Origin of the sequence: Glaciecola nitratireducens FR1064, from assembly GCF_000226565.1 — a bacterium.
GTDB lineage: Bacteria > Pseudomonadota > Gammaproteobacteria > Enterobacterales > Alteromonadaceae > Glaciecola > Glaciecola nitratireducens.
In genome coordinates this window covers 646,761-667,274 of sequence record NC_016041.1, presented here as the reverse complement: position 1 = coordinate 667,274, position 20,514 = coordinate 646,761, and the positions used below count along the sequence as shown (strand labels likewise).

Sequence of the window (20,514 nt, the reverse complement as noted above, 5' to 3'; positions counted from 1 at the left end):
AATAATAATATGCTAAAGACAAGGCCTGATGGAGAAGTACAACCTGGTTTTAAATGGGGCCCGTTTACCATGCGGATCCCTCTGATTCATTTACGCTTTTCATTAGCGGATATGCTTCAGGGCTTAGCTGTTGCTGGGGCGACTGGAATGGCATTAGTCCCCTATTTTATGGCCTTGTTGGGGCTTAGTTTTGAAGAAGCCGTGACGATGGCGATGTTTCACAGTTTATTAATTTCATTTTCCTGGATGTTTTTCGGCGACCCATATGCACCGGGCTGGCTAACACCCGCAATCCCATTCGTCGTCGCATTCATCACTGCGCCGGCATACTTGGGAGACCATACCTCTCAGTTTCAAGCAATGACCGCATTGTCGCTGAACTTTGCCTTTATTCTTATTTTTCTCGGGGTTACGGGGCTTGGCGCAAAGTTAATCAATATTGTTCCCAACGTCTTTAAAGGCGGCATCATTCTAGGCGCCGCCGTCGCTGCATTTTTGCGTGTAACCAAAGACGGTGACGCCGCAAATGTTTTTCAGTCGGCACCGATAGCGGGTACTTTAGGCGTGGTCGTGTGTTTGGTATTTGCATTTTCTAAACCACTACATGCAGTTGCTCTAGATAAAAGATGGTTAGCTAAGTTGCTCGGGTTTGGCTTACTCCCAGGTTTTATCGTTGCAGGCACTGTTGGCTATTTTACCGGTGAGTTTGAATACAATATCCGCTGGGAGATTCTTGATGTTGTAGCGTCAACCACGTCATTATGGGATAAGGCGTCCCCCTTCGCTATTGGTTGGCCATCACTAGCAACCTTTCTTGCATCCTTTCCATTAGCATTGATTACTTACATCTTGTTTTTTGGTGACGTTGTCACGGGTAATGAAATGATCGAAGAAGCGCAAAAAGCTCGCAGTGATGAGAAGCTTGAATTAGACGGCAGCCGCGCGCACATGGCCACTGGTATCAGAAATATTTTGATGGCTATTGTCGCTCCTTTCTTTGCTACCCAAGGGGTATTGTGGACAGGTATTCAAGTCGTCCTTCTTAAGCGTTGGACCCAAGGACGCGACAAGCTCGATTCAATCTTCGACAGCATCGGCAGCTTTTATGCCTTTGGTCTGCCGTTTTTATTCATTTTACTACCGCTAGTCACCTTGCTAAAACCATTACTTCCTGTAGCGCTTGCCGTCACACTTGTATTAACGGCGTTTGCCTGCGCAACGTTGGCCTTGTCACTGGTTAAAGATGCAACAGAGCGCGGTGCAATGGTGATAACAGCAATGGCATTCAGCGTATTTGAACCATGGATTGGCCTCTTGGTTGGCGTTATTACTATCGTTGGCCTATGCGGTGTCAACGTGTTCAAGCCTCAAAAAGCGGAGCAGGAAGACAACAAGAAAGAATAGCAACAGAACGAACACGAGGAAGTCTATGCGTCGAATAGTATTTTTAGACAGTGCCACATTTGCAGATGGGATCCGCATTCCATCACCCGATTTTGCGCATAAGTGGACTAATTTCGACAAAACAAATGCTGAGCAAACCTTAGAACGTGCTCAAGGTGCTAACTTGATAATCACTAATAAAGTGAAGTTCGACAAAGCATTAATGAGCCAACTTCCTCAACTCGAGCATATCGCAATTACTGCTACAGGGACTAATTGCGTTGACCTGAAAGTAGCGACAGAGCTTGGTATAAAAGTGAGTAATGTACCCGGTTATGCAACACGCTCTGTTAGCGAACACGTGATGTCGTTGATATTGAGTCTGCGGCGTCATTTATTCAATTTTCAAGCAGATATAGCTAGCGGAAAATGGCAAGCTTCGCAGCAGTTTTGCTTTCATAACGAGCCTATTAGTGATTTACACGGCAGTACCCTGGGCCTCATTGGTACAGGTGCCATTGCTCAACAAGTTGGGCTACATGCTAAGGCATTTGGAATGCGAGTAATATTTCACAGTGTAAGCGGGCGCAAGGAGCTGAAAGGTGAGTCATTAGTTTCACTCCATGACTTGTTAGCTAACGCCGACATTGTGAGTTTGCACTGCCCTCTGACGCCTGCAACTGAAAACCTCATAAATGCAGACTGTCTTAAATTAATGCGCAACAACGCTTTACTCATCAATACAGCGAGGGGCTCAATTGTTGACCTTGAGGCACTTCAGGAGGCACTTTTACATAAAGAAATAGCAGGGGCCGGATTAGATGTTGCTCCACAAGAGCCGCCTCCGAATAGTTCGGTCATCATGCAGCTGAACGCAATGTTAAATTGCATTGTTACACCTCATGTAGCATGGGCTAGTCAGCAAGCTTCACAGGCATTAATGAACCAAGTAGTCACCAATTTAAATGCATTTGTAAGCGGTCAATCAATCAATATTGTGAATTAACACGCTTAGTCATCCAAAAGCTCAAAACCAGAGCTAAACCCTCTAATCTGCTTAGCTTTTTATACATAAATAATCTAAATATCCGTTGCAGTTTAGGTCGTTTGATGTGAATCTACGCGCATTATCATCCATTTACTGGGGAGCCTCTTATGTCTGAAACTTTACCTGATTTGATTGAAGAGGTCATTAGCCACTCTGACTTGAGCGAAAGCGGTGTGGGCATTGCGGCGATTATCGCGCAGGCCGATGAAGATGAGATGGCATCGCTACTCGAATCACTGCCGATAGAGCAACGGTTAAGTCTTTGGCAAACCCTACCCGACCATAAAAAACTTGATATCCTCATTGCGATGCGCGGCGATCCTCGTGAAGTGCTTGTGCGCGCCACAGAACCTGAACAATGGGATAAGTTGTTTGTTGGTATTGAAGCGGAAGACTTGCTTGAGCTGGCCGACTCACTACCTGAAGAGTTAGTTGAACGTGCATACGCTGCGATGGATAGAGTACAAAGACAGTACTTTACCGAAGCAAATCAATACCCTGAAGAACAAGTAGGACACTGGATTACGCATGACTATTTGGTATTACCTTTAAATGCGCGAGTGCGAGAAGGTATTCGTCTTATACGTCGTGAGATGCCGCGACACACTGATACTATTTTTCTAATCAATCGTTCAGGCCATTTTTCAGAAGCAGTTCCTATTGCTAAACTTTATGCATTACCAGAGCACGTTCCACTCGTAGATGTGGCCTTAGACGATTTCCCTGTGATTAATGCCACAGATGAAGGTCAAAAAGTGGCAAAGGACGTGCTGTTTTCAACTTATGGCGCCCTGCCCGTCGTTGATGAGAATCGCAAGCTGATAGGCCGGATTGACGTGACTACGGCATCTGAGCTAAGCGAAGAGTATTATGAGCGCCAACTGATGGCTAGTGCGGGTATGGATGAAAATGAGGATTTGTTTTCACCGGTACGCAGAAGTGCAAAAGCACGCGCAATCTGGTTAGGCATCAACTTGTTGACGGCATTTATGGCCAGCGCCTTTATCGGTATGTTTGAAGCAACGTTGCAACAAGTAGTTGCTTTGGCGGTATTGATGCCGGTAGTAGCGAGTATGGGTGGCATTGCCGGCAGCCAAACGCTAACCTTAATTATACGCGGTCTGGCATTGAAACAAGTAACGCCTGCCAACACCATGGTATTGCTAAGAAAAGAGCTTAAAGTAGGTGGCTTAAACGGGTTTATTTGGGCCATTGTTATCGGCTTGGTTGCATTTGCATGGTTTGGCGACCCTTTAATTGGCGCCGTTATCGCTATCGCTATTTTTCTAAATATTGTTGCCGCAGCATTTGCCGGCGTTTTTGTACCGGTAATACTGGATAAACTGAAAATAGACCCAGCGCTTTCTGGCTCAGTTATTTTAACAACGGTGACTGATATCGTCGGTTTTGTCGCGTTCTTAGGCTTAGGAACAATACTATTGCTCTAAGGCCGCTACATTGTTGCTCTAAGGCCTGTGTTTATAAATTTTGATTAATTTGAGCGGCGAGCTCACTTATTTGAGCTCGCATTTGCCTTACCGCATTGGCGTAACCATCCACACTCAACTCGTCTACGAGTTGAAAGTAGGAAAGCTTGTTTTCACCTTTGCTTTTCGAAATTTCAAAAAATCCTGAAAGCAGCAGCTTGCCTTCGGCAGATGGATAAAAGTGCTCTATTGTCACGCTAATACTGTCGCAAGGACTGCACCAATCCACGAACTCATTTTCTGCGTTTATGTTATTAAGATCGTTTAACAGCGCTCGCTGAATTGACTCATCTAAACTATCAGCCCAGCTGTGGTAATTCGCCTTAATAAGCACGTGCCCACTCTCACGCATAACTAACTGGCTACCGCTTAAGTAGTCGGGTAGAGTCACTTTTTCAAGTTTAATTCTAGCCTCTGTGACTTTGTGTTGTTGTGCCACAGGATCTGCATCGAACAAGTAATATGTTGTATCTGGCGCCTGTTTCATTGCTCCGCACGCCGACACCAACAAACAAAATATGACTAGCATAGACACTTTTTGCATCTTAGTTCCCTTCCTTTTTGGATGATTTTGGCTGTCTATCACTGCTTGCGGGCTCACCAAATACCAGCGAATTAGGTTGATTGGAGACTTCTTTTACAATTGGCTTTATTTCATCGAGCGTGACTTCTATTTTTTTTATCATCTCTTCAACTGAGCGATAAACTTGAGAATCCGGCTGCAGGCCCCTCAATGTCGACTGAAGTTCTTCCAGACTTTGCTCTAAAGTGTGTAAAGTCTTGCTCGCTTTTTCTATCACCCCACCTGTCGTTTTAACCGTTTCATCTGCGCTGTCAATTAAGCCATTGATATTCGCTAGTGTGGCGTTTAAAGGCAACCTTTCGAGCTCACTCAGAATATTTTCTAACTTTTTACTCAAACTGGCAAATCCTCCTTGGGAAGAGGGTATAACCGGAAATTTTCCAAATTGTCCTACCGCGGCAATTGGTTCGCCGCCAGGCTGCAGGCTTACCATCAAGCTGCCAGTAAGTAAGTTCGCACTTTCTAAAGAGGCAGTTAGACCTTCTTTTATCCAGTCATCAACCATTGCCTTAAAAATATCAATTGCAATATAGCCGTTTTTCATCAACCGTTCTGGCTCAAGCTTTATTACAACGGGTATACGCTCCTCCTTACCAACGCCAGCTACATCGATAATTTCCCAAAATTCCATGTAAGGTTCACTGACCGTTCCTAGTCGAATACCGCGGTACTCTACAGGCGCTCCTTTGTGCAATCCGCCAACGCTATCTTCAACTAATAGCACGTATTCAACGAACTTATAATCTCGCTGTTCATCAATGCTCTCTTTTGAGTCATACACTTGAAATTGATAGTTTTGCGGCACACCAAGACCTGGCAAAGCACCATCCAATAAGCCAAACTCTACACCACCCGCAACCAGAGCATCCAACGACGCCATGGTTACATTGACACCCTGTGTCGACGTGGTAATTGAAAGCCCGTTTACATTCCAAAATGAAGTGTTTTCAGTAATCAGATTGTGGAAAGGCGCCTGAATAAAAACATCGTAATGAGCTTCCTGTTCTAAGTCATCATAATACTTTGATTCTACTGCTCCTACTTCAAAGCCTTTATGTAAGACAGGATTGCCTACTTTTAGCGGCTTATTTCCGCGCGAAACGAGTTTTAAATGAATGCCGTCAGCATTTAGTGATGTTACGGGCGGTGTTTCCAACCCTTTGAATTCCAGCTGTTCTATTTCAGACTGGCCTGGTGAAACTTCAATGTAGGCACCGGAGAGTAGTGTGCCAAAACCGGTAATACCCGTTGCACCAAATCGTGGTTTGACAACCCAAAACTCGCTATCCTCCACTAAGAAAGAACCCATCGACTTATCCACTTCGATATCTACTAGGATTTTGGTTTTATCTTCACTAAAACTAATCTTTTTAACTCGACCAATATCAACATTACGATTCTTCAGTACGGTTTTCTTTACTTCTAAACCTTCAGCAGTCTCAAATTCAACTTGGATATGAATGCCTCGATTTTGCCAGTCGTTATACACCATGCCCAACCCAATGAGTGCGGCAAGAATGGGCAGGATCCATACTTTCGAAAAGCGCGCTTTATCCACAACCACAGGCTCATTAGCCTCTGGGGCAGCTTGGCTACTGAGCGTGCTATCCTCTTCCGTTTTTCCCGATTGTCCATTTTCTGTATTGGTGTTGCTTGTCATTCTTCGTCCACTTTATCCCAAAGGATCCTTGTATCAAACTTATGAGCGCCAATCATGGTCATGATCACGACGCCAGCAAATGCAGGTGCTGCGAAGCCCACCTTAATTGACATGATCTCTCCAAACTGTATCAACGCCACTAGAATAGCCACAACAAATACATCAATCATTGACCACTTCCCTATAAATTCAGTCACACGGTATAGCTTAGTTAGCTCATACTTCTTTATGGATTCTACTCGTGTTGCAGAATAGCACAGCCAAGCCAAAGCAAACATTTTGGCCAGCGGAACAATAACACTGGCAATAAAAATCACCGACGCTATAAAATAAGATTCTTGTTCTAAGAATAAGATAACCCCACCAATAATGGTGCTATCCGTTGTTTCCCCTAGTAAATTGGTACTCATAATTGGATAAAAATTTGCTGGTATGTATAGCAACACTGCTGTAAGTAACAGACTTAATGTTATTTGCACACTATTTACTATTCGTGAAGATAAAGCAGTCCCACAACGCTTGCAGTGAGCAGTGTTAATGGGTGCTAGCTGATGACAAACCGTGCAACCAACTAAATTGCTATTTGCCGCAGTGATTGGTTTGCTTGAGCTAATCATGGGAAGCGCTTTTTCCTTGCTCAATCCAACGCCACAGCCGGTGATTATCAACTAATGATACAATATGCGTAAATAGCGGTGCAAAAATAACGTAGGCCCAAAACGAGGGTTCAAGCGAAATTTCCGCCATAGAAATCACTTTAATTAACGCAACTAGAACACCTATAAGAAACACTTCAGCCATTGACCATGGCAAAATATAACTAATCAATTTGCCTAACCAGGGGCTTGCTACAAATGCAAAACCTTTATAGCTTGAGAAAATAATAAGACAAACAGCCACCAAATATAGTGTAGGGAGCAGTAGAATAAAAGCAAAGACAAGAAACGCAACAAAGTAATATTCCTGACTATAAAGCTGTGTAAAACTCTGTACTAAGTTGATGGTTCGGATTTGACCATTTGATGAAAATGAAATAAACGAAAAGGTGCAGGCAATAAACATCAAAATAAGCGCGGTAAAACTAGTGGCCAGCACGTAATGCCTAGCATTATTGTGCCCAACCGCAATGCTGTGATGACATCGGGGACAGTTTACGTTCGAGCGATGTGAAATAACGTCAGGCATGGTAATGAGGAGATCGCACTCTGGACATGCATGCAAGTGAGGCTGCGCTTTATTCATTTGCCAATAAATAGCCTAGATAACTAAGATATAGAAGTATAAAGCATGTGCAGAAACAGTAAAGGCGTGATTATTTATCATTGGGAAAATAAAACGCAGAGAGCAAAGTGTAGATTGCGCTTAAATAGTATTGGTCTATCAATATAAAAATTAGGAGTCAATGATGTGTGGATACATTGAAGTCAATGGAGAGCAGTCTAGTCCTGTTATGCTACAACCCGATTTTTCAGACTATTTACCCTTTTTTACCCGGGGTCAAAATAAGGTTTTCTATCCAGCGTTTGGAAAAGATCCTAATAAAACCATCGACATTGTGATTCGAGAAAACGGCAAATTAAAGCAAGTGTCTGCAACTTGGTGGTTTGACTGTTTCGATACCGATGATGGTTTAGCAGTAGGTAATAAAACAACGTTCAACGCACGCAATCTGCAAAGTCCATTTTGGAAGCACTCGCTACAAAACCAACGCGCCCTTGTTTTTGCAACAGGTATTGGTGAATCAAAGCTCGTTGGCAAAACAAAGCATCAATATTACATGCAAAGTGATGGCATATTTGTTCTCGGCGCATTGTATCGCAAGCATGCTGAAAACAGGTACAGTTGCGCTGTTATCACACGCGACTCCCATCCTAAAATGGAGCCTTATCACGACAAAGCGTTCCCGTGCTTTTTACCAATGGATCCTACCTTTTTAGATATATGGCTAGATGAAGGTACCCGACAGCACCCACGCATAGATTTTGTTTTGGAGAACCCAACCTTATACCCAACTCTTCATGTGCAACGGGTAAAGACCTATAAAAACAAAGTGCCCATGAAAACCCCACCGCCGACAATATTACTATCTGATTTGCAAGCCAAGTTGTTATAGAATGGCAGAAACCACTTACTTTAAGCATTGTAGAGCAATGGCAAAATGAAATCAGCGAAAAGCGCTCCAAGCTCGGCGGGCAAGCAAAGCAATGCGAAGCCTGAAATGCACCCTAGAAATCCGCATAACCTAGGCTATGACTTTGCTGCATTAGCGGATAACTATGCACCGCTGAAAGACCATTTAGCCCCTAATCCCTTAGGCAAACTAACCATAGACTTTTCACAACCGACGGCAGTTAAGGCCTTGAATGCAGGATTATTAAAGCATTATTACCAAGTACAACATTGGGATATTCCTGAGGGCTTTTTATGCCCAGCGGTGCCAGGTAGGGCTGATTATATCCACTACATTGCCGATTTACTTGCGCTAGACAATAACGGCAATATTCCCGAAGGAAAGCAGATACGTGGCTTAGATATAGGCACCGGCGCAAACCTTATCTATCCTATCGTAGCAAGCCAAAGTTATGGCTGGAGCATGCTCGGTAGCGAAATTAATCGCGCTTCATATTCTAGTGCTAATCTAATTGCTGATGCGAATCCTAACTTGCGACAACTGGTCAAAGTGCGGCATCAGAAAAAGGCAAAAGCGATATTTTCAGGCATTATAAAAGAAGATGAGGCATTTGATTTCAGTTTATGCAATCCACCCTTCCACGTTTCTGCCGACGCAGCTTTAGCTGGCAGTCAAAAGAAGAATAAAAACTTGGCAAGGCATAGTCATAAACGCCGAGGTAAAGACTCAACAGCTAAAAATCAGTCATCACTTAATTTTGGTGGGCAACACAATGAACTGTGGTGCGAAGGTGGTGAATTTGAATTTGTTAGAAGCATGATTAAGGAAAGCGTTGAATTTAAAAAGCAGGTTACGTGGTTTACGACATTGCTGTCGAAAAAAGAAAATGTTGCTCCACTGCTTTTGTTAGCGAAAAAACTTGGCGCAAGCGAGTGTAAAACGATTAATATGGCGCAAGGTGCGAAAGCAAGCCGTTTTATTGCATGGCGGTTTTGATCTTAAATCAATTTACATAAAACAATTTACGTAAAACTGTAGAATAATAACGGACTCATTATGGCTTCTTCGGATAATCCTAAACAGCATTCTTTCGATCTTGATTCAGCGCATGATGAAACAGATATAAAGAAAGCAGCTGAATCACTCGACGAATCAACTCAAAACTCACAATACAACACGCATGATCCTGCTGCTGAAACGAGCGATAAACTGCATGATGAAACTCAACAAGAATCAAAAAATAGTATTGAGAACAAGCGCAAGATCAATGAGTCAGAACCGTTTTTTGAAACCGCTGACAGCGCGGATATAGAAAGTTTTGAAGATTTGGAGGACGTGGAGGATATCCGCGATGGTAATGTCGAAGATGCTGACATTGAAGAAGCTGATATTAAAGATGTTGATATTAAAAATATTGATATTAAAAATGCAACAACAGCCCGTAAACACCGCAATGAAAAGCTTTCGAACAAAGAAACGCGCACAATCGTCACGCCATATGCCTTTACGGTTTCCCCTGAGTTACTGGGTCAACCGCTAGCAACTCCTGCTCGCAGAGGCGTCGCTATGCTCATCGATGTGTTTCTTATTGCCGTGCTCAGTGGTCTCAGCGCTTTACTTCTTGCTGGCTTTCTTGCACTGACATTCTTCAAAGCAGGTAATCGCCTCAAACAGCAAAAACGCTTTAATTTTGTGCGACTAAGTTTTAGAGGCCTTTCCGCATTCTTAATTTTTGTCATCGTATTTACTATTGTGGCAGATCTTGAAGAGTCAGATGAGTCGGTGTTAAGTCCAACTGCGCAAACGCGAGAAAATGAAGACACCATGAGAAGTCTTCTCGACCTAGCGGCTGTACTAATCGATATAAGCTGCAATAACGATAGTGAGTGTTTACTTAAATATGCTGAAGGTGCGGCTGTCGGTGCTGCTGCAATGAAAATCCCTATCGAGGATATTAATGCTACGACAAGCGACATTGTGGCTCAAAAACAATGGACTGATGAAAATAAGACGCTGTTTATGGACAAATTCATCAATACTTTAAACGAAGAGCGCAATGCTTATACCGACGATATAATCGAAATTGTGGAGTCGACAGAACCTGCAGAGAAAAGAAGTGGTATTTACAGCATCTTAGAATGGGTGAAAGGCATCATGTCTGATCTAGGCCTTAGCCTGGGCTGGGCCGCTTTGTATTTTAGCGTATTTACCGCTTGGTGGCGTGGACAAACTATTGGCAAGAGAATTGTTGGAATTGAAGTGGTAAAGCTTGACGGAAATTACCCATCTTTATGGGAAAGCTTTGGGCGATACGGTGGTTATGGTGCAGGTTTTGCAACCGGGCTACTAGGCTTTTTACAAGTCTATTGGGATCCAAATAGACAAGCTATTCAAGATAAGATATCCGAAACATTGGTGCTTCGTTTAAAGCCTAATGTTCATAAACAATAGTCGTTTTTTTGCTTACAGAACGCTTTTTAAATTAGGAACAAAACATGAGTATCTCGGTTCTACTCGCAGGTTTTTCACTCGGCATTTCGCTAATACTGGCTATTGGCGCGCAAAACGCATTTGTTCTAAAACAGGGCTTAAAACAGCAGCATGTATTCGTAGTGTGTCTCATTTGTGCCCTATCTGATGCCATTCTCATCTCTGCGGGTGTCGCTGGTTTTGGTGCTATCGTACAAAAATTTCCACTCATTGAACAAATTGCGAGATATGCTGGAGCGGCGTTCTTGTTTTTCTATGCGGCAATCAGTTTCAAATCTGCTATCACAACAGACCATGCGCTTAAAGCTGAAGGGAAAGAAGTGGGTAATGTGGTAACTGCGGTATTAACGTGTCTGGCATTTACTTGGCTAAATCCACACGTTTATTTAGATACCTTCGTACTGTTAGGTTCTATTTCTACGCAATATGAGGGACAGCAGTTGGCATTCGGTGTCGGCGCTGTTACTGCGTCGTTCGTATTCTTTTTTTCGCTGGGCTATGGTGCAAAACTGCTTATTCCCATTTTTAAGAAGCCCGTAGCTTGGAAAGTACTTGAGTTTGTAGTTGGATTTATCATGCTAGTATTAGGCATCAGTTTGCTGATTTAAAACAGCTAATCCATCTAGCAAAATGCCCACAAAAACACTTTTTTCAACGGGTCTTGATAAGAAGTAGCCTTGACCAGAGTTACAGCCTAGCGCCTTCATTGACAACAATTGTTCCGCTGTTTCAATGCCTTCTGCTGTAGTTTTGATACCTAATGCGTTTGCCAAATTAACAATCGCCTCGAGAATGATATTTTCTCCCGAATCAGCTTTATGATTACTGATAAAACTCTTGTCTATTTTCAAAACGTCAAACTTAAACTGATGCAAATAGCTCAGCGAAGAATATCCAGTTCCAAAGTCATCTAACGCCAATTTTACACCCATTTCCCGTATCTTCTGCATCGTTATCTGAGTTTCTGCTACGTTTGCTACGATACTTCTCTCGGTTAACTCAATGGTCAAATAGTTCAGCACTTCTGGAAAGGTATGGTAGGTACTTTCCAAAATTTGCATGATGGATTCGGAGTTAAATCCTTTCCCTGAAACGTTCACATTCAGAGAACGGAAGTGCTTTGGCCACTTGTCATGCCAAGCTTTTAGGTTTTGAATGGAAGTCCAAACAACGTACTCGTCTAGTGCAACAATTTGATTGCCTTTTTCGAGTTCCGGTAAAAAAGATACAGGCGGCATATTGCCGAATTTTGGATGCTCCCAACGAATTAACGATTCACCGCCAATAACCAAACCTGATTGAATATCAATAATGGGTTGAAAGACTAGGTATAGCTGATCTTCAACTAATGCCTGCTTAAATTCACTATCAAGGTCGAAAGAACTAAAATTATCCCCACCTTCTTTTGCTTGATAGAAACAAACTTGGTTTCTACCGTTTTCTTTAGCCTGATACATTGCTTCATCGGCTTCCAAAAACATTTTTTCAGGGGTTTTCTTTTTACTTTCACCGTGATTTTTACGACTGTTTTTGTGAGTGGGCTTACAATACGTCACGCCAATACTGGTGGATATCGTTAGCTCGGTATCTTCAATAATAATCGGCTCACTTATGGCCCGAGCAATGTCACTAGCAATATCATGGATATTTTGTTCGTTGTCTATGTTGACTAGTAGCACAACAAACTCATCTCCACCTTGTCGGCAAACCGTATCTGACTCACGAACGCATCTGTTAAGTCGCTCAGCGCAGGTTTTCAAAAGTTGGTCACCAATAAAATGGCCGTGTTTATCATTAACAAATTTAAATTTATCCAAATCCAAGAACAGTAGCGCTACGATGTTGCATTGGCGTCGCTCTAAATCAATCAGGGCTCTATCTAAGCGATCGTTAAATAATATTCTATTGGGCAATTGCGTGAGTGGATCGTGTAAGGCTAAATTAGTCAATTCAGAGCGAGCCTGCATGCGCTCAATCGCGTTTCGAATATGTTTAGCGACAAAGGTAAGCAACAGTTTGTCTTTTTCTGTAAAAGCAAACTGCTCATCATAGCTTTGCACAACAACGATACCCCGTAGGGAATCGTTGCCAAAAGGAACTCCTAACCAAGCCTCGGGGAGTGAGCCTTTGACATAAATCAGTTTTTCTTTGAGCTTACGCTCAATGTCATCCTTATAAACCAGCAGAGCTTCGTTAGTTTGCAAAACGTAACCAGTGATGCTCGGCGGGTTATCAATCATTATTGTCGTTTCGTTGTCAGGAACATCGTCAACTTCATCGACACAATACGGAATTGTAAAAGACTTACCATCACTGGTAGATAAGGCAATAAAGAAGTTTTTCGCAAAGGTTAGATTAGAAATTTTGGCATGCAATTGCTGATAAAACTCAGCCATGTTTTCGGTTTCAAATATCAGTTCGGCAATTTCAAATAAAGCATCTTGAATTTTGCTACTTTGCTCAAGCTTGCTGACAGTCTCCTGAAGCTTACTCAGCGATCTATTCTGGGAAATTTTTGTAGCAGCGATGGAGGCAACAGCCACTAATGTTTTGACATGGTTTTCGGTAAAGTAGTTTGATTCTCGATGTTCAGAATCTATCACTCCTACGAGGTGGTCGTTGTCCAACAAGGGGACGGCAAGCTCTGATAGGCGCTTTTTATCATCGACAAGATAATCTTTACACAAGCGAGTATCATCGATGATCATTGTTGTTCTGGTTTCAGCGACTTTTCCTACAACACCTTGGCCAAGTTTAAGTTCGATCGGCTCAATCACGCTGTAATTTTCGCCGGCCTTGCTGCCAAACGCCGCTTTCTGCTCTAGAACCTGCCTTTCTTCGTCAAAGATGTAGACAACGACATCTTCAAAGCCTAATTTTGAAACGACATTATGAGTCAAATACCAAAGAACATCGGATTCTGTATTCAGCGATAATATTTTAGCAGCAAATTCACTCACAACCTTAAAATGTGTCGCTTCTGAATCCACCAGATTTTTCTCGTCACTCATTAATTACAACTCATGTTAACCATGCCAAGACAACTTTTTTCAATCTATTCAGCTTCATCTATAGCTTTGCGACATCTAAGACTAACAAAGTATTTTATTTCGACCAAATATACAAAGACTTTTGCTGTTCAACTGATAATCACCGTGACTTTACTCATTCCTCGTCAATCGCAGCGCTGCTCGAAACTATTATAACGCGCCATCTACCGTAGCTTTCGGTATGCAATTTTACCAAAATTATATTTTACGATAAGCACTTATAAATCTACGTCCAGTTCTTTCAATTTTCTGGTTAAGGTATTGCGCCCCCATCCTAGCTTTTTGGCAGCATCTTGCTTATGGCCATGTGTGTACTTCAGCGCGCGTTGTAATAAAATTTTCTCGAAGGTTGGCATTGCGTCACCTAAAATATTGTCATGACCCGCGCCTAATTCCGAATCAGCCCAGTGAGAAAGCAGTGTTGTCCAATCGTTACTCGACTCTTTTACCTTCAGGTCGTCAGGAGACGTTAACAACTCTGGAGGTAAATCAGCGGGATGAATTTCTTGTCCACTTGCCATTACTGTAAGCCAACGACAGGTATTTTCAAGCTGACGAACGTTACCCGGCCAACCCAACTGCGATAGTACTTTGGCGGCCGCTTTGGTTAACACTTTCCCCTCAACACCCAATTCTTTGCTTGCTTTGACTAGGAAATGATTAGCTAGCAAAGCAATATCTTCTCGACGCTCATTGAGTGAAGGAATATGAATACGGATAACGTTTAAACGGTGATATAAATCTTCTCGAAACTTCCCTTCTGCAACACGCTTCTCCAAGTTTTGGTGTGTCGCAGCAATTATCCGTACATCGACGCTAACCGGGTTGTGCCCGCCTACTCTATAAAATTGGCCTTCAGCTAACACTCTTAATAGACGAGTTTGCACATCAATAGGCATGTCCCCAATTTCATCTAAAAATAAAGTACCGCCGTTGGCTTGCTCAAACCGGCCTTGCCGGGCCGCTTGTGCGCCGGTAAATGCGCCTTTTTCATGTCCAAATAGTTCGGACTCAACCAAATCCGCAGGGATCGCCGCCATATTTAAAGCAACAAATGTATTCGATGAACGCGGACTGTGTTTATGTAAAGCAAGAGCAACAAGTTCTTTACCTGTCCCGGATTGACCATTGATCAAGACACTGATTGAGGAACGCGACAGACGGCCGACGGCACGAAAGACTTCCTGCATTGCTGGCGCTTCCCCAATAATCTCTGCCGTTGGGCTTATTTGTTGAACCTGCCTTAGTTTTGTTTGCTCTTTTGCGTGTTCCATCGCACGCTTGGTGAGCGTTACCGCCTCATCAATATCAAACGGTTTTGGCAAATACTCAAAGGCCCCGCCTTGATATGCATTCACAGCGCTATCTAAATCAGAATGCGCTGTCATGATAATAACGGGCATTTCAGGATAGTGCTGATGGATCTCTTTTAACAAAGTCATACCATCCATCTGCGGCATTTTCACATCAGAAATGATTATTTGTGGTGTTTGACCTGATTGCAATTGAAGCAATAAGTCTTCTGGGTTCTCAAAGCTAACGCAGGCAATGTTGGCTGCTTGCAGTGCTTTTTGTAAAACCCAACGAATAGAGCTGTCGTCATCGACAATCCAAACTGGTTCATTCATAACTATTCGAGCCTTTTCTTAATAGGTAAATACAAGGTAAATTCCGTATGTCCAGGATAACTTTCCACATCTATTTTGCCATCGTGGTGGTTCGTCAAATTTTGCGCTATTGATAGGCCTAAGCCGCTGCCATTATGTTTACTCGTTACCATTGGATAAAAAACGGTATCTTTGAGCTCTTTAGGGATACCCGGACCATTATCAATAATACTAATGAGCGCACTCAAGCCATAGCGTTTACCTTTAATGACTGCTTGTCTTTCAATGCGGGTTTTTAGCTTAATACATGCATTTGGTGTTTCGTCCGATTTCAATGCCTGCATGCTGTTTCTTGCAATATTTAATAGGGCTTGCTGCAGCATATCTGGGTCGACAAACAAATCCGGTATCGACACATCATAGTCTCTTTCTATTTGAATCACTTGCAGCGTATCTGCGAATATGACCGCCCGCACCTTCTCAATCACCTCATGAATATTCGTCCATTTCATTTGCGGTAAAGAGTTTGGCCCTAAAAGTCGATCGACGAGTGAACGCAAGCGATCTGACTGATCAACAATCATTTGTGTAAATTCTTTCTGATCTGGGTTCGTCAGCTCTTTTTCGAGCAATTGCGCCGCGCCGCGAATGCCGCCGAGAGGATTCTTGATTTCATGGGCAAGCCCTCGCACCAGTTCCCGTGCTGCTTCTTGCTGGGCGTGCTGAATGGTTTCTTGGGTTATCTTTTTTTGTTTATCGATTTGTCTTATTTCTAGCAACATCATGCGTTGCCCATCAGAATCAAAACAAGTGGCCGTCATATCCGTTAACACACAACGTCCATCTTTAAAAAATAGCTGCACCTCTGTTTCACTGAAGTCTTCTCGATTACGAAAGGCGTCTTCAAATGTCGAACGCTCAATGCCATCTTCAAGAAAAAACTCATAGAATTTACGATCGTGGATTTGTTTTAAACCGGTTTCCAGCAATGCCAAGGCGGCATCGTTGACATATAAAATATCAAAATGCTCATCTATAATGATCACTACTGTTTTCAACATGTTGCGTAGTTGAAACGGTGAAAGATTAATTGCAGCCAAACGATCTTCCATAACGCCCTTTTTGTTGCACCAGAAATGTGCAATGCACTATATTATGCGATTTCATTGCGCAATTAAATCAATAGCTAAAACTTGCTAACTCTCATGCACCTTTGTGTGCACAAAGGAGATGGGGCTTGCACCGCGATATGGCTTAATTGCTCTTGTTTTGAGGCGTAATTAGCACTGAAGGTTTATGCATAAAAAAGCGTCTCACCCCTGACGATGCAATTACCTTGCCCGAAGTGCTAACAAAGTTTATTTGGTAGGAATACTCTCCTCTTGGTAGATCTTTTACCAAGAAAGTACCTGATGAGGAACGAAGCTTTTTTTCATGTAGCGAGAGTTCGTAGTGGCCGGGCGCGTTTGGTGTAACAGTGGCACTGATACTTACATTGCCCGTTGTGTTGCGAATGGTTTCATCGATAGCTGGTGAATTGACGCTAAGGGTATGCTCGACCGGCGTTTTCTGTTTAATTGTTTTAAGTTGTTTCGTCTTAGCGATTGGGTTTTGTACAACTGTCGTTGTATTGGAGGCAAAGTCGACCTCAACCGCCCCTGGCGTTGGCTGGTCTGAATACGTAATAGTTCCGTCTTTGTTAATCGTTTTATATATTTTTCCTGCATTCACAGAAGTAGAGAGAACTAGACCAATAATGATCAGCATTATAAAGCGTGTCGATGTTGAGAACTTTGCTATATTCATATATTTGCCCTAATTAATAACGCTCTCTTCGTGTAGCTAGCTTAGTGTAGCTGTTTTAACATAAAAAAAAAGCCTGTAAACACAGGCTTTAGTATAGATTATTATATTTAGTGAGTGCTGAGCCGGTATAGTAGGTTTATATCGGCTCCGCGTTCTAAATAATAAGCGCTTACACGCAGTTCTAAACGCTATAGTACAACTCAAACTCAACTGGATGCGTTGACATATTAATTCTTTGTACTTCAGCAGTCTTTAGCTCTATATACGCATCAATCATGTCGTCGCTCATAACGCCACCGGCTGTTAAGAAATCACGGTCAACATTCAATGCAGCTAACGCTTCTTCTAATGAACGAGCAACTTGAGGGATAGACGCTGCTTCTTCAGCAGGTAAATCATACAAGTCCTTATCCATTGACTCACCTGGATGGATCTTATTTTTAATACCGTCAAGACCAGCCATCAATAACGCAGTAAATGCTAGGTATGGGTTAGCTGATGGGTCAGGGAAACGAACTTCAATACGGCGCGCTCTCTCACTTGTTACGTAAGGAATACGAATAGAAGCTGAACGGTTACGCGCAGAATAAGCTAGCATAACAGGCGCTTCGAAATGAGGCACCAAACGCTTATAAGAGTTAGTCGACGCATTTGCGAACGCATTGATTGCTTTAGCATGCTTAATAATACCGCCAATGTAGAACAAAGCAGTTTCAGAAAGACCAGCGTAGCTGTCGCCAGCAAAGGTGTTCTTGCCATCTTTACTAATTGACATATGGCAATGCATGCCAGAACCGTTATCGCCTACAAGCGGCTTAGGCATAAAGGTTGCAGTTTGTCCGTAGGCATCAGCTACGTTGTGTACAACATACTTATAAATTTGAATTTCGTCTGCTTTCTTAACCATGCTGTTGAATTTGCAAGCGATCTCGTTTTGGCCGGCCGTCGCAACTTCGTGGTGATGAGCCTCTACAACGAGTCCCATTTCTTCCATTACTAGGCACATAGCGGCACGAGTATCGTGCGCTGAATCGACAGGTGAAACTGGAAAGTAACCGCCTTTAACGCCCGGACGATGGCCTTTGTTGCCACCTTCGAACTCAGCACCAGAGTTCCATGCAGCTTCTTCAGCATCAATTTTGAAGAAAGAACCTGACATATCAGTGTGGTAGCGAACGTCGTCGAATAGGAAGAATTCTGGCTCAGGACCAAATAATACAGTATCGCCAACGCCAGTTGATTTTAGGAACTCTTCAGCACGCTTTGCAATAGTGCGCGGATCACGATCGTAACCCTGCATAGTCGATGGTTCCAAGATATCACAGGTAATATTTATCTGTGTTTCTTCAGCAAACGGGTCCAATACTGCAGTTGTTGGATCAGGCATAAGCACCATGTCGGATTCATTTATGCCTTTCCAGCCAGCAATTGAAGAACCATCGAACATTTTACCTTCTTCAAAGAAGTCTTCATCTACTTGGTGAGTAGGAATAGTAACGTGTTGCTCTTTACCCTTTGTATCTGTAAAGCGCAAATCAATAAATTTCGCTTCGCTCTCTTTAATTAGTTCTAATGTCGACTCGATTGACATACTGTCCTCCAATAAAAAAATGTCCTTGTACAGATTTGCAGTCCATACAAATGCTAAAACTATCCTATATGCGTTCAAAATAGCTATGTAAAACTATAAGCGATATTCGTGCCATTTAGCAATCAAATAAAAAACCGCGTAAACACTGGCTTAGCCTTCAGCCGTGACAAGTTTAAAACAGCCAAACTGCACCAAAATGATCCCAATCAGACCCAATTTAGTGCAACTGCAAATAAATATGTTTTTATTGGTGCAAAACAACACTAATAAATATCGTCCAACCGCTAAAAAGTGTTGAACAATCAAAGTGACTGAAAATTTAGCCAGAAAATAAAGTTACAACACTTTTGAGCACTTTTAAGCCATATTAGCGTAATGGTATACATAAGATGTCTGACGGTCGGTGGAAGTCGCTTATGCGCACTCACCTTCGTAAAATAATCACAAAAAATGGAATGACAAAATGAATTATTTAAAAATTACAGCATTTACTATTGTTCTTAGTTTAGCGGGCTGTATCTCTTGGGTTTTTGCAAAAAGTCCCTTTAACGATATGCCAGAAGGCGAATACGTCGTTGATCTGAGCCATGCTTCAATTGTCTGGAAAGTTTCTCATTTAGGCCTGTCTAATTATGTCGCTCGTTTTGCCGATTTTGATGCTTCAATCGAGTATGACCCGTCTGATATAACCAAGAGTAAAGTCACGGCTAAAATCAACCCTATGTCAATTCAAACGGCTTACCCAGATCCAAAGAAAGAAGATTTTGATAACACACTTGCAACCGACGAAAGCTGGTTTAATGCGGGCAAATTTGCCAGCATCGATTTTATTTCAACCTCTATAAAAATGACGGGTGAAAAAACTGCAGTTATGAACGGTGACCTCACTTTCCTGGGAGTATCTAAACCTGTTTCACTTGACGTAGAATTTAACGGCGCAATGTTACGCCAACCTTTTAGTGGAAAACCAACGATGGGCTTTTCTGCCACAACAACAATAAAGCGCACCGAATGGGGCATGGGAAAATATGCACCTAACATTGGCGATGAAGTTGAAGTGATGATTGAAGGTGAGTTTGTAAAAACTGATGACTAGTGCGACCGCTGCTAAATCATTGCGCTATCATAGTCTGAGTATTCTTTTGCACTGGACCGTTGTGCTTGGTTTAGTATTTATGCTGGCAAGTGGCTTGTATATGGTCAATGCCGATATCAGTAAAGCTGACCAATACAAGCTATTTCAGCTGCACAAAGCTGCCGGCGTGATCATGCTTTGGGCATTATTTATCCGAATCTGCGTACGTATTTTCACAAAGGCACCGGGTCTTCCAAGCGCTATGTCAAATGCTAATAAAAAGAAGGCTAAGGCGGGACATTTATTACTCTATGTGGCTTTGGTGATCATGCCTTTATCCGGCTGGGTAATGGTCTCTGCAAGCCCTTTTGGACTGCCAACCTTTGTGTTTGTAGACTGGATAAAATGGCCGCATATTCCTGGGATTGCAAGAAACAAGACGGTTGAAACCGTCGCCAACAATACACACTGGATAACCGCCGCAGTTCTATTTACGCTGATTATAGGTCACATCGCTGCTGTTATATGGCACAAAAAAGCACATGGCCTTAATTTATTAAACCGAATGTGGTGGTCAAAGCACAAAGATTAATTAATCTCACA

At 42.6% G+C, this 20,514-nt stretch carries 18 protein-coding genes; 9 read left to right on the top strand and 9 right to left on the bottom strand.

What is annotated here, in order from left to right; translation table 11 throughout:
* Positions 1-9 precede the first annotated feature (9 nt).
* The 3 genes from GNIT_RS02845 to GNIT_RS02835 all read left to right on the top strand — a co-directional run bounded on the left by GNIT_RS02845 (position 10) and on the right by GNIT_RS02835 (position 3,879).
* A complete protein-coding gene (locus GNIT_RS02845; RefSeq protein ID WP_174268976.1) occupies positions 10-1,404 on the top strand; it encodes a xanthine permease in 1,395 nt (464 codons plus the stop codon).
* A 25-nt stretch (positions 1,405-1,429) separates the two neighbouring features.
* On the top strand, positions 1,430-2,389 hold the full coding sequence (locus GNIT_RS02840) for a D-2-hydroxyacid dehydrogenase (RefSeq protein WP_014107627.1): 960 nt from the start codon (positions 1,430-1,432) through the stop codon (positions 2,387-2,389).
* A gap of 149 nt (positions 2,390-2,538) precedes the next feature.
* A complete protein-coding gene (locus GNIT_RS02835; RefSeq protein ID WP_014107626.1) occupies positions 2,539-3,879 on the top strand; it encodes a magnesium transporter in 1,341 nt (446 codons plus the stop codon).
* A gap of 31 nt (positions 3,880-3,910) precedes the next feature.
* Here GNIT_RS02835 and GNIT_RS02830 read toward each other — a convergent pair whose 3' ends face one another.
* From GNIT_RS02830 to GNIT_RS02815, 4 genes are read right to left on the bottom strand one after another with little or no spacing between them, the layout of a single operon-like run.
* Entirely contained in the window at positions 3,911-4,462 is a 552-nt protein-coding gene (locus GNIT_RS02830; protein ID WP_014107625.1) for a PqiC family protein, read from the bottom strand.
* Position 4,463: 1 nt separating this feature from the next.
* Entirely contained in the window at positions 4,464-6,161 is a 1,698-nt protein-coding gene (gene pqiB, locus GNIT_RS02825; RefSeq protein ID WP_014107624.1) for an intermembrane transport protein PqiB, read from the bottom strand.
* Positions 6,158-6,778 (bottom strand): paraquat-inducible protein A, encoded by a 621-nt coding sequence (locus tag GNIT_RS02820; protein ID WP_049786916.1) that lies wholly within the window; start codon positions 6,776-6,778, stop codon positions 6,158-6,160. The genes pqiB and GNIT_RS02820 overlap by 4 nt, the downstream gene beginning before the upstream one ends.
* Complete coding sequence (locus tag GNIT_RS02815) at positions 6,771-7,403, bottom strand: paraquat-inducible protein A (RefSeq protein WP_083822408.1); 633 nt, start codon at positions 7,401-7,403, stop codon at positions 6,771-6,773. Before GNIT_RS02815 ends, GNIT_RS02820 begins: the two co-directional genes overlap by 8 nt.
* A gap of 160 nt (positions 7,404-7,563) precedes the next feature.
* Between GNIT_RS02815 and GNIT_RS02810 the strand changes: the two genes are divergently transcribed.
* Genes GNIT_RS02810 through GNIT_RS02795 form a run of 4 tightly spaced genes read left to right on the top strand, consistent with a single transcriptional unit; the run spans position 7,564 to position 11,390 of the window.
* Entirely contained in the window at positions 7,564-8,274 is a 711-nt protein-coding gene (locus GNIT_RS02810; protein ID WP_238526930.1) for an SOS response-associated peptidase family protein, read from the top strand.
* A gap of 45 nt (positions 8,275-8,319) precedes the next feature.
* A complete protein-coding gene (gene rlmF / locus GNIT_RS02805; RefSeq protein ID WP_014107622.1) occupies positions 8,320-9,288 on the top strand; it encodes a 23S rRNA (adenine(1618)-N(6))-methyltransferase RlmF in 969 nt (322 codons plus the stop codon).
* A 60-nt stretch (positions 9,289-9,348) separates the two neighbouring features.
* Positions 9,349-10,743: an RDD family protein gene (locus GNIT_RS02800; RefSeq protein WP_014107621.1), complete on the top strand. Its 1,395-nt coding sequence runs from the start codon at positions 9,349-9,351 to the stop codon at positions 10,741-10,743.
* Positions 10,744-10,787: 44 nt separating this feature from the next.
* Positions 10,788-11,390, top strand: coding sequence for a LysE/ArgO family amino acid transporter (locus GNIT_RS02795; RefSeq protein ID WP_014107620.1), 603 nt, complete (start codon positions 10,788-10,790; stop codon positions 11,388-11,390).
* Here GNIT_RS02795 and GNIT_RS02790 read toward each other — a convergent pair.
* From GNIT_RS02790 to glnA, 5 genes are all read right to left on the bottom strand, one after another.
* The gene (locus GNIT_RS02790; protein ID WP_014107619.1) at positions 11,367-13,793 is read right to left on the bottom strand and encodes a bifunctional diguanylate cyclase/phosphodiesterase; all 2,427 of its coding nucleotides are present in this window, start codon (positions 13,791-13,793) and stop codon (positions 11,367-11,369) included. The genes GNIT_RS02795 and GNIT_RS02790 overlap by 24 nt on opposite strands.
* Before the next feature lie 257 nt (positions 13,794-14,050).
* Positions 14,051-15,460, bottom strand: coding sequence for a nitrogen regulation protein NR(I) (gene glnG, locus GNIT_RS02785; RefSeq protein ID WP_014107618.1), 1,410 nt, complete (start codon positions 15,458-15,460; stop codon positions 14,051-14,053).
* Between the two features lie 2 nt (positions 15,461-15,462).
* Entirely contained in the window at positions 15,463-16,551 is a 1,089-nt protein-coding gene (gene glnL, locus GNIT_RS02780; RefSeq protein WP_014107617.1) for a nitrogen regulation protein NR(II), read from the bottom strand.
* A 142-nt stretch (positions 16,552-16,693) separates the two neighbouring features.
* The gene (locus tag GNIT_RS02775) at positions 16,694-17,245 is read right to left on the bottom strand and encodes a DUF4124 domain-containing protein (protein WP_014107616.1); all 552 of its coding nucleotides are present in this window, start codon (positions 17,243-17,245) and stop codon (positions 16,694-16,696) included.
* A gap of 181 nt (positions 17,246-17,426) precedes the next feature.
* Positions 17,427-18,836 (bottom strand): glutamate--ammonia ligase, encoded by a 1,410-nt coding sequence (glnA, locus tag GNIT_RS02770; RefSeq protein ID WP_014107615.1) that lies wholly within the window; start codon positions 18,834-18,836, stop codon positions 17,427-17,429.
* A gap of 463 nt (positions 18,837-19,299) precedes the next feature.
* Here glnA and GNIT_RS02765 point away from each other — a divergent pair, with 463 nt between their 5' ends.
* Positions 19,300-19,932 (top strand): YceI family protein, encoded by a 633-nt coding sequence (locus tag GNIT_RS02765; protein ID WP_014107613.1) that lies wholly within the window; start codon positions 19,300-19,302, stop codon positions 19,930-19,932.
* The gene (locus tag GNIT_RS02760; protein ID WP_014107612.1) at positions 19,925-20,503 is read left to right on the top strand and encodes a cytochrome b; all 579 of its coding nucleotides are present in this window, start codon (positions 19,925-19,927) and stop codon (positions 20,501-20,503) included. The genes GNIT_RS02765 and GNIT_RS02760 overlap by 8 nt, the downstream gene beginning before the upstream one ends.
* The last annotated feature ends 11 nt before the right edge of the window (positions 20,504-20,514 follow it).

Excerpts from the sequence above, each read along its gene's own strand:
- GNIT_RS02800 (WP_014107621.1), top strand. The coding sequence starts at position 9,349 with ATGGCTTCTTCGGATAATCCTAAACAGCATTCTTTCGATCTTGATTCA.
- GNIT_RS02790 (WP_014107619.1), bottom strand. The coding sequence starts at position 13,793 with ATGAGTGACGAGAAAAATCTGGTGGATTCAGAAGCGACACATTTTAAG.
- GNIT_RS02820 (WP_049786916.1), bottom strand. The coding sequence starts at position 6,778 with ATGATTAGCTCAAGCAAACCAATCACTGCGGCAAATAGCAATTTAGTT.
- GNIT_RS02795 (WP_014107620.1), top strand. The coding sequence starts at position 10,788 with ATGAGTATCTCGGTTCTACTCGCAGGTTTTTCACTCGGCATTTCGCTA.
- pqiB (WP_014107624.1), bottom strand. The coding sequence starts at position 6,161 with ATGACAAGCAACACCAATACAGAAAATGGACAATCGGGAAAAACGGAA.
- GNIT_RS02775 (WP_014107616.1), bottom strand. The coding sequence starts at position 17,245 with ATGAATATAGCAAAGTTCTCAACATCGACACGCTTTATAATGCTGATC.
- glnG (WP_014107618.1), bottom strand. The coding sequence starts at position 15,460 with ATGAATGAACCAGTTTGGATTGTCGATGACGACAGCTCTATTCGTTGG.
- GNIT_RS02835 (WP_014107626.1), top strand. The coding sequence starts at position 2,539 with ATGTCTGAAACTTTACCTGATTTGATTGAAGAGGTCATTAGCCACTCT.
- GNIT_RS02815 (WP_083822408.1), bottom strand. The coding sequence starts at position 7,403 with ATGAATAAAGCGCAGCCTCACTTGCATGCATGTCCAGAGTGCGATCTC.
- GNIT_RS02845 (WP_174268976.1), top strand. The coding sequence starts at position 10 with ATGCTAAAGACAAGGCCTGATGGAGAAGTACAACCTGGTTTTAAATGG.
- rlmF (WP_014107622.1), top strand. The coding sequence starts at position 8,320 with ATGAAATCAGCGAAAAGCGCTCCAAGCTCGGCGGGCAAGCAAAGCAAT.
- glnA (WP_014107615.1), bottom strand. The coding sequence starts at position 18,836 with ATGTCAATCGAGTCGACATTAGAACTAATTAAAGAGAGCGAAGCGAAA.
- GNIT_RS02760 (WP_014107612.1), top strand. The coding sequence starts at position 19,925 with ATGACTAGTGCGACCGCTGCTAAATCATTGCGCTATCATAGTCTGAGT.
- GNIT_RS02840 (WP_014107627.1), top strand. The coding sequence starts at position 1,430 with ATGCGTCGAATAGTATTTTTAGACAGTGCCACATTTGCAGATGGGATC.
- glnL (WP_014107617.1), bottom strand. The coding sequence starts at position 16,551 with ATGGAAGATCGTTTGGCTGCAATTAATCTTTCACCGTTTCAACTACGC.
- GNIT_RS02830 (WP_014107625.1), bottom strand. The coding sequence starts at position 4,462 with ATGCAAAAAGTGTCTATGCTAGTCATATTTTGTTTGTTGGTGTCGGCG.
- GNIT_RS02810 (WP_238526930.1), top strand. The coding sequence starts at position 7,564 with ATGATGTGTGGATACATTGAAGTCAATGGAGAGCAGTCTAGTCCTGTT.
- GNIT_RS02765 (WP_014107613.1), top strand. The coding sequence starts at position 19,300 with ATGAATTATTTAAAAATTACAGCATTTACTATTGTTCTTAGTTTAGCG.